General features: G+C 70.1%; 14 protein-coding genes. 1 reads left to right on the forward strand and 13 read right to left on the reverse strand.

Features of this window, described 5'->3' with window-relative positions:
- Window positions 1-47: 47 nt before the first annotated feature.
- Complete coding sequence (gene murB, locus ABEG18_RS17395; protein WP_406854309.1) at window positions 48-968, reverse strand: UDP-N-acetylmuramate dehydrogenase; 921 nt, start codon at window positions 966-968, stop codon at window positions 48-50.
- Window positions 965-1,264 carry a hypothetical protein gene (locus tag ABEG18_RS17400; RefSeq protein ID WP_406854310.1) on the reverse strand — a complete coding sequence of 100 codons (300 nt, stop codon included), beginning with the start codon at window positions 1,262-1,264 and terminating at the stop codon, window positions 965-967. The genes murB and ABEG18_RS17400 overlap by 4 nt, the downstream gene beginning before the upstream one ends.
- Before the next feature lie 33 nt (window positions 1,265-1,297).
- On the opposite strand from ABEG18_RS17400, the gene ABEG18_RS17405 reads away from it, so the two are divergent.
- On the forward strand, window positions 1,298-1,690 hold the full coding sequence (locus tag ABEG18_RS17405) for a helix-turn-helix domain-containing protein (protein ID WP_406854311.1): 393 nt from the start codon (window positions 1,298-1,300) through the stop codon (window positions 1,688-1,690).
- Window positions 1,691-1,704: 14 nt separating this feature from the next.
- On the opposite strand, the gene murC is transcribed toward ABEG18_RS17405, so the two are convergent.
- The 11 genes from murC to mraZ form a co-directional block, all read right to left on the reverse strand.
- Window positions 1,705-3,120 (reverse strand): UDP-N-acetylmuramate--L-alanine ligase, encoded by a 1,416-nt coding sequence (murC, locus tag ABEG18_RS17410; protein ID WP_406854312.1) that lies wholly within the window; start codon window positions 3,118-3,120, stop codon window positions 1,705-1,707.
- A 25-nt stretch (window positions 3,121-3,145) separates the two neighbouring features.
- Entirely contained in the window at window positions 3,146-4,255 is a 1,110-nt protein-coding gene (murG, locus tag ABEG18_RS17415) for an undecaprenyldiphospho-muramoylpentapeptide beta-N-acetylglucosaminyltransferase (RefSeq protein ID WP_406854313.1), read from the reverse strand.
- Entirely contained in the window at window positions 4,255-5,412 is a 1,158-nt protein-coding gene (gene ftsW / locus ABEG18_RS17420) for a putative lipid II flippase FtsW (RefSeq protein ID WP_406854314.1), read from the reverse strand. Before ftsW ends, murG begins: the two co-directional genes overlap by 1 nt.
- A gap of 3 nt (window positions 5,413-5,415) precedes the next feature.
- On the reverse strand, window positions 5,416-6,831 hold the full coding sequence (gene murD / locus ABEG18_RS17425) for a UDP-N-acetylmuramoyl-L-alanine--D-glutamate ligase (protein WP_406854315.1): 1,416 nt from the start codon (window positions 6,829-6,831) through the stop codon (window positions 5,416-5,418).
- A gap of 67 nt (window positions 6,832-6,898) precedes the next feature.
- Window positions 6,899-8,002, reverse strand: coding sequence for a phospho-N-acetylmuramoyl-pentapeptide-transferase (gene mraY / locus ABEG18_RS17430; protein ID WP_406854316.1), 1,104 nt, complete (start codon window positions 8,000-8,002; stop codon window positions 6,899-6,901).
- Window positions 8,003-8,013: 11 nt separating this feature from the next.
- Complete coding sequence (locus ABEG18_RS17435; protein WP_406858634.1) at window positions 8,014-9,390, reverse strand: UDP-N-acetylmuramoylalanyl-D-glutamyl-2,6-diaminopimelate--D-alanyl-D-alanine ligase; 1,377 nt, start codon at window positions 9,388-9,390, stop codon at window positions 8,014-8,016.
- 59 nt (window positions 9,391-9,449) lie between these two features.
- Window positions 9,450-10,895: a UDP-N-acetylmuramoyl-L-alanyl-D-glutamate--2,6-diaminopimelate ligase gene (locus tag ABEG18_RS17440; protein WP_406854317.1), complete on the reverse strand. Its 1,446-nt coding sequence runs from the start codon at window positions 10,893-10,895 to the stop codon at window positions 9,450-9,452.
- A 27-nt stretch (window positions 10,896-10,922) separates the two neighbouring features.
- Window positions 10,923-12,749, reverse strand: a complete 1,827-nt coding sequence (locus ABEG18_RS17445; RefSeq protein ID WP_406854318.1) for a peptidoglycan D,D-transpeptidase FtsI family protein — start codon at window positions 12,747-12,749, stop codon at window positions 10,923-10,925.
- A 7-nt stretch (window positions 12,750-12,756) separates the two neighbouring features.
- Entirely contained in the window at window positions 12,757-13,176 is a 420-nt protein-coding gene (locus ABEG18_RS17450; protein WP_406854319.1) for a hypothetical protein, read from the reverse strand.
- Window positions 13,177-14,193 carry a 16S rRNA (cytosine(1402)-N(4))-methyltransferase RsmH gene (rsmH, locus tag ABEG18_RS17455; protein WP_406854320.1) on the reverse strand — a complete coding sequence of 339 codons (1,017 nt, stop codon included), beginning with the start codon at window positions 14,191-14,193 and terminating at the stop codon, window positions 13,177-13,179.
- A complete protein-coding gene (mraZ, locus tag ABEG18_RS17460) occupies window positions 14,190-14,696 on the reverse strand; it encodes a division/cell wall cluster transcriptional repressor MraZ (protein ID WP_406854321.1) in 507 nt (168 codons plus the stop codon). Before mraZ ends, rsmH begins: the two co-directional genes overlap by 4 nt.
- Window positions 14,697-14,904 lie beyond the last annotated feature (208 nt).

A 14,904-nucleotide genomic window follows, 5' to 3' on the forward strand; every position in this document is an offset into this window, starting at 1 on the left:
CCTGCGGCGGGGGCCCTTTTCCGGGGGAGAAGGCCTGCGTGCTGGCCTTACGCCAGCCCGACCCGCTTGATCTCCCATTCGAGCTCCACGCCCGACGTCTCGCGCACGCGCCGGCGGACCTCCTCTCCGAGGCCCTCGACCTCGGCGGCGGTCGCGCCCGGATGCGCGATCAGAAAATTCGTGTGCAGCTCCGACACCTGGGCGTGCCCCCTACGCAGGCCGCGGCAGCCCGCCTTGTCGACCAGCTCCCAGGCCTTGAGGCCCGGCGGGTTCTTGAAGGTGGAGCCGCCCGTGCGGGTGTTCACCGGCTGCGAGGCCTGCCGAGCCTGCGTGATGTCGTTCATCTCGGCCAGGATGGCGGCCGGGTCGCCCGGCCGTCCCTCGAAGGTCGCCTCGGTGAAGATCACGTCCTCGGCGACGCCGCAGTGCCGGTAGGTGAAGCCCATGTCGGCGAGCCCGTAGGTGCGGACCGTCCCGTCCCGCGACACGCCCCGGCAGGAGACGAGCACGTCCTTGGTCTCGCCCCCATACGCGCCGCCGTTCATCCGCAGCGCCCCGCCGATCGCGCCCGGGATGCCGCGCAGAAACGACAGCCCGGCCACGCCGGCCTCGGCGGCGACGCGCGCCACCTTCACGTCGGCCGCGCCCGCGCCGGCCCGAATGCGCAGGCCGTCGGCATTGATGGCCTGGAAGCCCTTGCCGAGGCGCACCACCACGCCCGGAACCCCGCCGTCCCGCACCAGCAGGTTGGAGCCGAGACCCACGACCAGGATCGGGACGTCGGACGGACAGCCGCGCAGGAAGGCCGCGAGGTCATCCTCGTCGGCCGGCTGGAACAGCGCCTGGGCGGGCCCGCCGGTCCTGAACCACGACATCCCCGCCATGGGCGCATTCGCCTCCAGCGAGCCTCTCAGGCCCGGCGCTGCGGCATGCAGCTCAGCTGTGATGTCTGGGAACGGGGCGCTCATGCAGCCGCCGGTTGGTAGCGCCGCGCCGCAGGAAGGCAATAGCTTTGCGCGATATTGCTTTTCGGAATATATTGATGTTGGAAATCGTATTGTCCGGAGAAGCGCGACGACAGTTGCGCGGTTTGCCCGAACCTGTCCAGGCCGCCGTCAGAGACAAGCTGGAACGTTATGCGGCGATCGGCGCTGGCGATGTCAAAGCGATGAGCGGACTGCCTGGCTTGCGGCTGCGGTGCGGAGACTACCGGATCTTGTTTGACAAGATCGGCGGGCAAATCAGGGTTCGGGCGATCGCCCATCGAAGCAAGATCTACAGCTGAGGAGGCAGCAGGATGGGTAAGCCGCAAGTCTTCCGAACCGACGCAGGCGAAGAATACGTCTTCCTGCCGCGCACCGAATACGATCGCCTTCTGAAGCTCGACGCCGAGGACAAGGCCGAAGAGGAGTGGGCGAAGCGCGTGTTCGCCGAGACGCAGGCCAAGCTCGACCGCGGCGAAGAGATCTTCCTCCCCGACGAAACCTGGACCGAGATCGAGACCGGAACCCACCCCATCGAGGCCATCCGCCGCTACCGGGGGCTGACCCAGACGGCGCTCGCCGCGGCGGCCGGGATCACGCAGGGGTTCCTCTCCGAGATCGAGAACCGGAAAAAGACCGGCGACGTCTCGGTGTTGAAACGCATCGCGGCGGCGCTCAAGGCGCCGCTCGACGTGATCGTCGAATGAGGTGAGCCCGGCGCTCACCTCTTCGCGCCATCCAGCGCGGCGAGTTCGCCCGGCAGGGCGTAGGCCCAATTGGTGATAGTGCCGGCTCCCAGGCAGACGACGTAGTCGCCCGGATGGGCCACGCCATAGACCAGGCTGGCGAGCTCGGCCGGCCCGCTGAGCCGCATGACGTTGCGATGGCCATGCGCCTTGATGCCCTGCACCAGCGAATCGCGATCCGCGCCCGGGATCGGCTGCTCGCCGGCCGCGTAGGTGTCGGCCACGATCACCACGTCGGCGTCGTTGAAGCAGGTCGCGAACTGGTCGAACAGCGCCGACAGGCGCGAGTAGCGATGCGGCTGCACCACCGCGACCACGTTGCCGGTCGTCGACGCGCGGGCGGCGCGCAGCACGGCGGCGATCTCCACCGGATGGTGCCCGTAGTCGTCGAAGATCGCGACGCCGTTCCAATCGCCCGTGCGGGTGAAGCGGCGCTTCACGCCCCCGAAGGCGCCCAGAGCCTCGCGGATCTTCTCGGGCGTCATGCCGAGATGGTAGGCGACCGCGATGGCGGCCGTGGCGTTCAGCGCGTTGTGATGGCCCGGCATCGGCATGGTGAGGTCGTCGATGCGCGTGACCTCGCCGGTCTTGCGGTCGCGGATCTGCACGCTGAAGCGCGAGCGGCCGCCCGTGAGGTCGATGTTGGACAGCCGCACGTCCGACTGCGGGTTCTCCCCATAGGTGATGACCCGGCGATCCTCGATCTTGCCGACCAGCTCCTGCACGGTCGGATGGTCGAGGCACATCACCGCAAAGCCGTAGAAGGGCAGGTTTTCCACGAAGGCCCGGAACGCGTCCTTGATGGCCTCGAAGGTCTTGAAGTGGTCGAGGTGCTCGGGATCGATGTTGGTGATGATGGCCACGTCGGCCGGCAGCTTCAGGAAGGTGCCGTCGGATTCGTCGGCCTCCACCACCATCCAGTCGCCCGCGCCGAGGCGCGCGTTGGTGCCGTAGGCGTTGATGATGCCGCCGTTGATCACGGTCGGATCGAAGCCGCCGGCATCCAGCAGGGTCGCGACCAGCGAGGTCGTGGTGGTCTTGCCGTGCGTGCCCGCGATGGCGACGCATTGCTTCAGGCGCATGAGCTCGGCCAGCATCTCGGCGCGGCGCACTACCGGCAGGCGGCGCTCGCGGGCGGCCATCAGCTCCGGGTTGTCGCGCTTGATCGCGGTGGAGACCACCACCACGGCGGCGTCGCCGAGCGCCTCGGCCGTGTGGCCGACATGCACCACGATGCCCTTCTCGCGCAGGCGCTTGACGTTGGCGCTGTCGGACGCGTCCGTGCCCTGCACCGTGTAGCCGAGATTGTGCAGCACCTCGGCGATCCCCGACATGCCGATGCCGCCGATGCCGACGAAATGGATAGGGCCGAGTTCGGTCGGCAGCTTCATGGTTCCGTCTCCATCCTCGTCTGTGTCAGCGGGTCCGACCGGCTGCGGCGATCTCGACCACAAGGTCGGCGAGGCGCTCGGCCGCATCCGGGACGCCGGCGCTTTTGGCCGCTTCGGCGGCCCGGGTCAAACCCGACGGGTCGCGCAGACGCGCGGCGATCTCGCCGGCGAGGCGCTCGGGCGTGAAGTCCGGCTGCGGAATCACCGTCGCCGCCCCGATGGCCGCGAGCGTCACCGCGTTGGCGGCCTGGTCGCCGTCGAGCGACTGGGCCAGCGGCACCAGGATGGACGGACGCCCGATCACGGCGAGTTCTGCGACCGTCGACGCGCCCGAGCGCGCGACCACCAGATGAGCCTGGGCGATCCGGGCCGGCATGTCGCCGAAGAAGGGCGAGACCTCGGCGGCGATCCCCAGCCGCACATAGACGTCGCGCACGCGCGTGAGATCCTCGTCGCGCGCCTGCTGGACCACGGCGAGCCGCCCCCGATCCGCCGCAGAGAGCCTTTCCAGCGCGGGCGGGACGATGTCGCTCATGATGCGGGCGCCCTGGCTTCCGCCGAACACGACCAGCCGCAGCGTTCCGTCCGGAGAGAGCGGCTCGAATGGCGTCGCGGCGGCGTCCAGGACGGGCTGGCGCACCGGGTTCCCGGTCACGCGCTGCTTGGCCTTCAAGGCGCCGGAGACGCCCCGGACCTCGGGGAAGCCTGTCGCGATCAGCCTGGCGCGGGGCGCCAGCAGCCGGTTGGCGCGGCCAAGCACCCCGTTCTGCTCGTGGATGATGGCGGGCGTCCCGCGCAACGCCGCAGCCAGCACCGGCGGTACGGTCGGGTATCCGCCAAAGCCCACCACCGCCGATGGACGCAGCCGGCCGATCAGGCTCCAGGACGCCATCAGGCCTTGCGCCAGCCGGGCGCCGGCCGCCAACATCCGCCCCGGAGAGCCTCCGCTGGGCGTCGCCGACGGGATCTCGTGAGTCTCCTCGGCCGGAAAGGCCTTGCCGTATTTCGTCGCGCGCTCGTCCGTGGCGAGGTGCACCGTCAGGCCCCGCGCGGCGAGCGCGTTGGCCAGCGCCTCCGCCGGGAACAGGTGGCCGCCGGTTCCCCCGGCCGCGAGCAGGATCAGGCCCTTCGCCATCAGGCGTAGGCCTCCTCGTCCCGCCGCGCCGGGACGATGCGGTCATAGTACTCCGAGCGCGGGCGCCGGCGCGTGACCGACAGCAGGAACCCCATCGCGAGCGCCAGCGAGATCAGCGACGAGCCGCCATAGCTGATGAAGGGCAGCGTCATGCCCTTGGCGGGCATCAGGTGCACGTTCACCGCCATGTTGATGACCGACTGCAGCCCGAACAGCATCACCAGCCCGGCCGCCGCCAGCCGGCAGAACGGCTCCTCGTTGCGGCGCGACAGCACCAGGCCGCGCAGCACCACCAGCGCGAAGATCGTCAGGAGCCCGATGCAGACGAAGATCCCGAACTCCTCGGCCGTCACCGCGAAGATGAAGTCCGTGTGGCTGTCCGGCAGGATGCGCTTGACGGTGCCCTCTCCCGGCCCTTTCCCGAGCCAGCCGCCTTGCACGAAGCTGTCGATGGCGTTGTCCACCTGGAAGGTGTCGCCCGAGGCGGGATCGAGGAAGCGGTTGATGCGCGCCGCCACGTGCGGCAGCAGGTGATAGGCCACGAAGAGGCCCAGCATGCTGACGCCGCCCAGCCCCGCCACCCAGAACAGGTGCAGGCCCGACAGGAAGACGAGGCCGCACCACACCAGCGTGATCAGCATGGTCTGGCCGATGTCCGGCTGCAGGACGAGCGGCACGATGGTGCCGGCCAGAAGGGCGAAGCCGACCACGTTTCCGGGTACGTCGCGCCGGCGGCCGCCTTCCGAGAAGGCCCAGGCGGCGAGGATCACGAAGGCGGGCTTGACGAACTCCGAGGGCTGGATGGCGATGCCCGCGAAGGAGATCCAGCGCCGGGCGCCCTTGACCTCCGCGCCGAACAGCAGCGTGCAGACCACCAGCCCCATGGCGACCAGGTAGAGCGCCAGAGCCGCCCGCCTAACGTGGCGGGGGCTGAAGAAGCTCACCACCAGCATGATGCCGAAGGCCGGGGCCAGATAGGCGATCTGCCGGGTGACGAAGTGGAAGGTGGGCAGGCCCAGGCGCTCGGCCACCGGCGGGCTGCCCGCCATGCACAGCACGATCCCGAGCACCATCAGCACCATCAGGCTGAACAGCAGCATGCGGTCGACGGTCCACCACCAATGAGCGAAGGGCGAGCGTTCCAGACGTGACGGCATGGGTCAGGCCTTTCCGGGCGGGGAGGCGTCGGTCGACGGCGTGTCGGGCAGAGCGAGCACGAGGTCGCGGAAATGCGTCCCGCGGACCTCGAAATTCGGGTACTGGTCGTAGGAGGCGCAGGCGGGAGAGAGCAGCACGACCGGCTCCGCAGCGTCCGAGGCCGCGGCGTCCGCCGCCGCCGCCGCCACGGCCGCCTCCAGCGCGCCGCAGCGCGTAAAAGCCGTGCGGCCCTCCAGCGTGGCGGCGAAGTCGTCGCTCGCCTCGCCGATCAGGTAGGCCTTGGCGACCCGGCCGAAGAGCGGAGCCAGCGGGGCGATGCCGCCCTCCTTGGGAACGCCGCCGATGATCCAGTGGATGTCCGACGGGAAGGCCGCGAGGGCCTTCTCGGCCGCGTCCGCATTCGTCGCCTTGCTGTCGTTGACGAACAGCGTCCGCCCGATCCGGCGGACCTGCTCCATGCGATGGGCCAGCCCGGGGAAGCTCGCCAGGCCCTTGCGGATGACCTTCTCGTCGACGCCGATCGTCTCGAGCGCGGCGATCGCGGCGGCCGCGTTCTGGGCGTTGTGTGCGCCGCGCAGCGAGCCGATCCCGGCGAGGTCGGCCAGCACGATGCGCTTGCCGGCGAGGCGGCGCGCGATGACGTGGTCCTCGGCGCTGATCCCTTCCTCCAGCACGCGCTCGACCGAGATCGGGATCACGCGTCGGCCGGCGCCGCGCAGGCGGGCCTCGATGGCGCGGCACCAGTCGTCGTCGACGCCGACCACCGCCACCTCCGCGCCGGCGACCAGCCGCTCCTTGATGGCGGCGTAGTTCTCCATGGTCCCGTGGCGGTCCAGATGGTCGGGCGTGATGTTGAGCAGCACCCCCACGGTGGGCGCCAGCGAGGGCGCCAGGTCGATCTGGAAGGACGAGCACTCCACCACATGCACGCGCCCGGCCGCGGGCGGCGCAAGCGAGAGCACCGCCGTGCCGATGTTCCCGCCCATCTGGCAGTCCAGCCCGGCCTCGCGCACCAGATGGGAAATCAGCGCCGTCGTGGTCGATTTGCCGTTGGTGCCCGTGATGGCGATAAAGGGCGCGTCCGGGGCCGTGGCCGCCCGCTCGCGGCAGAACAGCTCGACATCGCCGATGATCTCGACCCCGGCCGCCCTCGCCTTCTCGACGGTCCAATGCGGGACCGGATGGGTCAGCGGCACGCCGGGCGACAGGACCAGGGCCGAGAAGCCCGACCAGTCGGCCTCCGTGAGGTCGACGACCGGCACGCCGGCCTCCAACGCCTTGCCGCGCGACGTCGGCTTGTCGTCCCACGCGGCCACGTGGGCGCCGCCCGCCGCAAGCGCCTGCGCGGTGGCGAGGCCCGACCCGCCAAGCCCGAACAGAGCGACGGAGCGCCCGCGGAAAGAGGCGACCGGGGTCATGCGCAAGGCTCCCGGTTGAGCCCGATCATCCCCTCAGGGGAGCTCCTAGAAGGCCGCGCCATCCCGCTCACCGCAGCTTCAGCGTCGACAGGCCGACCAGCGCCAGAACGATAGCGATGATCCAGAACCGCACCACGACCTGCGGCTCGGACCAGCCGAGCTGCTCGAAGTGGTGGTGGATGGGGGCCATGCGGAACACCCGCTTGCCGGTCAGCTTGAAGGAGGCGACCTGGATGATCACCGACAGCGCCTCCAGCACGAAGAGGCCGCCCACGATGGCGAGCACGATCTCGTGCTTGGTGGCGACCGCCACGGTGCCGAGCATGCCGCCCAGCGCCAGCGACCCGGTGTCGCCCATGAAGATCTGCGCCGGCGGAGCGTTGAACCACAGGAAGCCGATCCCGGCCCCGATCATGGCCCCGCACAGCACCGCGAGTTCGCCGGTGCCGGGCACGAAATGGATCTGGAGATAGTTGGAGTAGATCGCGTTGCCGGACAGGTAGGCGATGAACCCGAAGGTGGCCGACGCGATCATCACCGGCACGATGGCGAGGCCGTCGAGACCGTCCGTCAGGTTCACGGCGTTGCCGGCGGCGACGATCACCAGCGCCCCGAAGGCGATGAAGAACACGCCCAGATTGAGCAGCACGTCCTTGAAGAACGGCACCGCCAGCGCGCTGGCCAGCCGCACGGCCCCATAGCCGGGCATCTTGGGGATCAGATAGGCGATCACCACGCAGGCCGCGCCAGCGATCACGAACTCGATGGCGAGGCGCGAGCGGCCGCCGAAGCCGGCATGGCTCTGCTTCGTCACCTTGAGGTAGTCGTCATAAAAGCCGATCGCCCCGAAGCCGAGCGTCACCAGCAGCACGACCCAGACATAGGGGTTGGCCAGGTTGCCCCAGACCAGGGTCGAGAACAGGAAGCCCGACAGGATCATCAGCCCGCCCATGGTGGGCGTGCCCTTCTTGGCGAGATGGCTCTGCGGCCCGTCGGTGCGGATCGGCTGGCCCTTGCCCTGCTTCAGGCGCAGTCCGTTGATGATCCGCGGACCGAAGAAGAACACGAAGAACAGCGCCGTCGCGGTCGCCCCGCCGGTCCGCACCGTGATGTAGCGGAACACGTTCAGGATGCTGAGCGAAGCGGAGTATTCGGAGAGCCAGGTGAGCATGGGTCGCGGCCTCAGGCGGCGTTGGTCGCGAAGCGCGACTTGAGGGCGGCCACGACGAGGCCGGTGCGGCTCCCGTTGGAGCCCTTGACGGTGACGACGTCGCCGGCGCGCAGCGCCCCGGCCACGAGGGGCGCGAGTTCGGCGGAGTTGGCCGCATAGGCCCCCCGCTTCTCCATCGGCAGAGCCTGCCAGAGATGCTTCATCAACGGACCCGCCGCGAACACGAGGTCGACCCCGTTCTCCTCCACCGCCGAGGCGAGCCCCGCATGCAGCTCAGGCGCCTCGGGGCCGAGCTCCAGCATGTCTCCCAGCACGGCGATGCGGCGCCCGCGCAGTCCCACCGGGGCCTGGCCGAGGACGCCGAGCGCGGCGCGCACCGAGGCCGGGTTGGCGTTGTAGCTCTCGTCATAGAGGGCGATGTCGCCCCCCGGCGCCGGCAGCCGGATCTGTTCGCCGCGTCCGGACGGGGGCGTGACGTCCGCCATCGCGATGGCGGCCAGCGCCAGGTCGCCGCCGAGCGCCTCGACGACGCCGAGGACGCCAAGGCTGTTCATCGCCGCATGCTTGCCCGGGCTGCCGATCCGGTAGGTCACCGGCTCGCCGAACAGGGTCGCCTCCACGATCGTCATGTCGGGCTTCAGGATCGCCCGGGTCAGCCGCACGTCGGCGTCCGGATGCTCGCCGAAGCTGACGATCCGGCCGGCCGGCGAAGCCTCGGCGTGGCGCCGCAGCCGCTCGTAATGGGGGTTGTCGCGGTTGATCACGGCCGTCCCGCCGGCCCCCAGACCGGTGAAGATCTCCGCCTTGGCGTCGGCGATCGCCTCGATCGATCCCAGATTCTCCAGGTGGACGGGCTCCACCGTCGTGATCAGCGCCACATGCGGCCGCACCATCGCGACCAGCGGCTCAATCTCGCCGGCGTGGTTCATCCCGATCTCGAACACGCCGTAGCGGGTGGCCTGCGGCATGCGCGCCAGCGTCAGCGGCACGCCCCAATGGTTGTTGTAGGACGCCGCGGAGGCGTGCGTCGCGCCCTGCGTGGCCAGCACGGTGCGCAGCGCCTCCTTGGTGCCGGTCTTGCCGACCGAGCCCGTCACCGCCGCTATGCGCGCGTCGGTCCGGGCGCGCGCGGCGAGCCCGAGCCGCTGCATCGCGGCCAGCACGTCCGGCACGGCGAAGAGCGCGCCGGCGCCGGCGAACCCGGCTGCACGGTCCTCGGCGACGACGGCCGCGCCTGCGCCTTTCTCCAGCGCCGCGGCGACGAAGTCGTGCCCGTCGCGGGCGTCGCCCTTGATGGCGAAGAACAGCTCGCCCGGCTGCAGCGTGCGGGTGTCGATCGAAACGCCGGTCACCGCCGCCGGCGGCTCTCCGACGGGGCGCGCCTCCATGGCGGCGGCGAGATCGGCCGCCAGCCAGAGGGCGGCGGCGGCGGGATGGGAGGGTGCGGTCACGGTCGAGCCTCGGCCAGCGCGGCTGCGACCGCGTCGTGATCAGAAAAGGGAAGAACCCGGTCGCCTATGATCTGGCCCGTTTCATGGCCCTTGCCGGCCACGAGCAGAACATCCCCGGGCCGAAGCTCCGCCACGGCGGTCCGGATCGCCTCGCCGCGGTCGCCGATCTCGCGCGCGCCCGGAGCCGCGGCCAGGATTTCGGCCCGGATCACGGCGGGATCCTCGCTGCGCGGATTGTCGTCGGTGACGATGACGACGTCGGCGTGCTCGGCCGCGATCGCCCCCATGATGGGGCGCTTGCCGCGGTCGCGGTCGCCGCCGCAGCCGAACACGCACAGAATGCGTCCCGGCGCGTAGGGGCGCAGCGCCGCCAGCGTGCTCGCCAGCGCCTCCGGCTTGTGCGCGTAGTCGACCACGGCCAGCGCGCCGCGGCTCTCGCCGACCCGCTCCAGCCGGCCTTTCACGCCCGTCAGGCGCGACAGGGCAGCCAGCACGCGCGACAGCTCCTCGCCGCTCGCCAGCGCGAGGCCCGCCGCCACCAGCGCGTTGGAGGCCTGGAAGTCGCCCACGAGCGGCAGGTGCACGTCGAAACGGCGGCCTTCGGCCTCCACGATGAGGTGCTGGCCGAAGCCCTCGCGCTGCAGCGAAGCGAGCCGCAGGGTCTTGCCCTGCCGGCCCGTGCTGACGATGCGCAGGCCCCGCGCCTTGGCCGCCGCGATGACGTCGCCGGCGTGCTCGCCATCGGCGTTGACCACGGCGGCGGCGTCGGCCGGCAACAGGGTGTCGAAAAGCCGGAGCTTGGCCTTGAGGTAGTCCTCGAGAGTGGGATGGTAGTCGAGATGGTCGCGTCCGAGATTGGTGTAGCCGCCGGCCGCCAGCCTGACGCCGTCGAGGCGGCGCTGGTCGAGGCCGTGCGAGGACGCCTCCATGGCGAGGTGGGTCACCCCGTCCCCGGCCAAGCCGTCCAGGGTCTCATGCAGCGTGATGGGATCCGGCGTCGTCAGCGAGCCGTAGACCGCGCCGCCCGGGGCCACGACCCCGATGGTGCCGAGGCTGGCGGCCCTGTGCCCGCAGGCGGCGAAGATCTGGCGGGTGAACTCGGCGACCGAGGTCTTGCCGCTGGTGCCGGTCACGGCCACGATCACGCCCGGCTGGCGCGGATGCGCCCGCGAGGCGGCCAGCGACAGGGCGCGCCGCACGTCCGGCACGCGCACATAGGCGACCGAGGGATCGAGGTCGAGCGGACGCTCCGGCTGGCCGACCACCGCTGTGGCGCCGTTCGCGACCGCCTGCGCCGCGAAGGAGAGCCCGTCCGCCTTGACGCCGGGGGTTGCGAAAAACGCGAAATCCGGGCCCGCCTTGCGGCTGTCCGCCGTCAGTCCCGCGATCCGGCGTTCGCCGTCGGGCACAGGCATGTGCGGAAAGAGCTCTGCGAGCCTCATGGGCGCGGTCTCATCTGGGCGATCTCATCAGCGCGTCCCCCACGCGCCCATGCGGGCCATGACCGGGAACGGAGCGACAGGCGGGTCGAACCGGGGCGGCAGCCCCAGGATGGGCGCCACGCGTTCGATCACCTTACCGGTGGTTGCGCCCGCATTCCAAGCGGCGGTCGCGAACCCGTAGGTCTCGGGCAGCCCCTGCGGCTCGTCATAGATGACCAGGAAGAGGTATTTCGGCTTGTCGGCCGGCGCAATCGCCATGAAGGTCGTGAACAGCCGGTTCTTGCTGTAGCGCCCGCCGATGACCTTCTCGGCCGTGCCGGTCTTGCCACCGACGAAATAGCCCGGCACCGCCGCCTTGCCGGCCGAGCCCTTTTCGGCGTTGAGCCGCATGACGTAGCGCAGCGCCTCGCTGGTTTCCGGCTTGATCACCCGGTGGCCGAGCTTGGCCGCGTCCTCGGCGGTGCGCTTGAGCACCGTGGGGGTCAGGAAATTGCCCCCGTTCACCAGGGCGCCGACGGCCGCCACCGCCTGCATGGGCGCGACCGCGAGGCCGTGCCCGAAGGCGATCGTCATGGTGTTCAGCTCGCCCCAGCGGGCCGGCACGATCGGCTCGGCGCTCTCGGGCAGCTCGGTCCGCATGCGGTCGAGCTGACCCATCTTCTTCAGGAACTCCTTGTGGCCCTGCACGCCGATGGCCAGCGCCATGCGGGCGGTGCCGATATTGGAGGAGTGAATGAACACCTCCGGCACGGTGAGCACGCGGTTGGTGCCGTGGTAGTCGTGGATGCGGAAGCGCCCATAGGCCAGCGCGCCGCGGGCGTCGAAGCTGGAGTTGATCGAGACCTTGCCGCTGTCCAGCGCCATCGCGGTGGTGAGAGCCTTGAAGGTCGAGCCCATCTCGTAGACGCCCACCGTCATGCGGTTGATGCGATTGGGCTCCAGCGCATCGACGGGATTGTTGGGGTCGTAGTCCGGCAGCGACGCCAGGGCGACGATCTCGCCGGTCGTCACGTCGAGGATCATGCCGGCCCCGGCCTTGGCCTTGTACTTTTCGATCCCCTTGGACACCTCGTCCCGCAGCGCATGCTGCGCCCGCAGGTCGATCGAGAGCTGGACCGGCTTCAGGTCCGTGGCCTGCCGGGCGAACCCCGCGAGGCCGAGATCGGCCATGCCCTGGCCGTCGATCCACTTCTCGATGCCGGCGATGCCCTGGTTGTCGAGATTAGTGAAGCCGAGCACATGCGCGGCCGCCGGGCCGTTGGGATAGACGCGCTTGTTCTCGGGCAGGAAGCCGACGCCCGGCAGGCCGAGGCGGTAGACCTCCTGCTGCTGCTTGGGGGTGATCTCGCGCTTCACCCAGACGAAGCCCTTCTTGGACCCGAGCTTCTCGCGCAGGTCGCGGGCGTCCACGTCGGGCAGGACCGCGGTGATCAGCTCCACCGCCTCGTCCTTGTCGATGATGCGGCGCGGCTCGGCGAACACCGACACCGTCTTGATGTCGGTGGCCAGGATCTCGCCGTTGCGGTCGACGATGTCGGGCCGCACGCCCGCGGTCTCCTGCTGGGCGCGCTTGTAGCTGGTCGGCGGATCGGGCCTCAGCCCCAGTTGCACCAGCCGGCCGGCGATCACCGCGTAGACGATGGTGAAACCGGCCGCCACCATGAAGACGCGGTGCCCGCTCTTGTCGAGGCGCATGCGGAACAGGTTGTGCACCGCGCCCAGCACGCCGCGCGGGCCGCGCCCGGCCGGCGGCGCGGCCGCCTCTTCGTGACGGCTCCCGCCTTGTCCGGGAGCAGGGTCGAACTCGGCTTCGTGGCCGGCCATCGGATCGGGAGAACCCTGGTGGTCGCTCATGCGATCCTCACTGCTGCTTCTTGCGGGTGGAGGACGTGGTGGTGGTCGTGTCGGTCCGGGCGCTGGTCTTGCCGGGCTCGGGAGTGGGCGTGTTGGTCGGCAGCGCGAGGCCCAGCGCCTCCAGCTTCTTGCCGATGGAATCGACCGGCGCCGGCCGCATCGGGATGTCGGACCAGCGGACGATCTGCTGCACCGCGCCGGGGCCCAGATCGGTGTTCTGGTCCGAGAGCGTCTGCAGCCGGTCGGGCTTGTTGAGGAACTGCCACTCCGCGCGCAGCACGGCGATCGCCTCCCGCTCGCGCGAGATCTTGTTCTTCAGCTTCGTCACCTGCTCGGACAGGTAGATCGTGTCGTACTTGATCCGGTACGCGTAGAGCGCCGACCCGATCAGGGCGACGATCGCGACGAGATGGAAAAAGCGGCGCATTCAGCGACCCTTCTTCTTCGGACCGCCCGGGGGAGCGGCCTCGGGAGCCGGAGCCAAGGTGCGTTCGGCCGCCCGCAGCTTGGCCGAGCGCGCCCGCGGATTGGCGGCGAGCTCGTCGTGCTGGGCGGTCAACGGGCGGCGGTTGACGAGCGTGAAGGTCGGCTCCTGGGTCGCCACGGCCGGGGCGTGGCGCGAGGGCGCGGCCTCCCGGCCGGCGCGCTCAGTCAGGAACCGCTTCACGATGCGGTCCTCGAGCGAATGGAAGGTGACGACGACGAGCCGCCCGCCGGGGCGCAGCGCCCTCTCCGCGGCCTCGAGCGCCCGCTCCAGCTCGCCCAGCTCGTCATTCACGGCGATGCGCAGGGCCTGGAAGGTGCGGGTGGCCGGATGAATGCCGTCGGGGCTCTGCCGCACCACCGAGGAGACGATGTCGGCCAGCCGCTTCGTGGTCGTGATCGGCTGCTCCTTGCGGGCGGCCAGGATGGCCCTGGCGATCGCCCGCGACCGCCGCTCCTCGCCATACTGGTAGATGAGGTCCGCGAGGGGCCCCTCCTCCATTTGGTTGACGAGGTCGGCGGCGCTGTCGCCCGCCTTCTCCATGCGCATGTCGAGCGGGCCGTCGAAGCGGAAGGAAAAGCCGCGCTCGGCGTCGTCGAGCTGCATGGAGGAGACGCCGATGTCCAGCACCACGCCGTCGAGCGGCGTGAAGCCGAGCCGCTCCGCGACGGCGTCGAGATCGCCGAAGCGGGCCTGCTCCAGGACGAGCCGGCCCTGCATCTCGGCGACGAGCGCCTGGCCCGCCGCGATCGCCTCGGGGTCGCGGTCCAGCGCCAGGACGCGCAGGTCCGGCGCGGCGCCCAGGATGGCGCGCGTATAGCCCCCGGCCCCGAAGGTGCCGTCCAGATAGCGTCCGCCGGGCTGGGGAGAGAGCGTGTCCTGAACTTCCCGCGCCAGCACGGGAACATGACGAGCCGGTCCGCCAGCGGCGTCGGTGACCCGACCGCCGCGACCCGTCATCGTTCCCGTGCTCCGGGGTCGTGACCCTGCCGCAACGCGCCGGCAGGCTCCTTCTTGAGGACGCCGCTGAGTTCCTTCTTGAGATCCCTCACCTTTCGCCTGGCCTCGTCGAGATGACGTTGGAAACGAGAGGGCTCCCAGATCTGGAATTTGTGCCCCAGCCCCACGAAGGTCACCGCATCCGTGATCCCAGCATGGAGCTTGAGCGTTTCGGTGAGACCGACCCGGCCCTCCGGGTCGACCTTGAGCACTTCGCTGATGCCGTAGAGCGCCGTCGAGAAATGATCCCGCTCGTCCGAGAACGGCGGCAGCGTCTCGATGAGGCTGTCGATCTCCCGAAGGAGCCCGTTGCCTCCGGCGTCCAGCGCGTCCGCCTCCAGCGATGGGTGCACGTAAAGTCCCTCGAACCCATCCTTCGCCAGAACGGACCGGAAAGACGCCGGGATCGATACGCGACCTTTCGCATCCAGTTTGTTGGTGAAGCTGGATACGAAGCGGTCCATCGAACTCCAGACCCGCACACATGACCGAAGACGCTGAACCGGCGTCAGCACCCCGGCCGTCGGTGGAGCCGCAAGCGACCTTCACGGGAGCGGCGGCCTCCGCCGCGCCAGCGTCTGTCGGATGGGATCCGTACGTCTCGAACGGGATGATTTGGGATAGCATGGGATCATATGGTCGTCAATGGACGCGGGTCGCCGGAGGACGCAC

Source organism: Alsobacter sp. KACC 23698, assembly GCF_045348435.1.
Lineage (GTDB): Bacteria > Pseudomonadota > Alphaproteobacteria > Rhizobiales > Beijerinckiaceae > Alsobacter.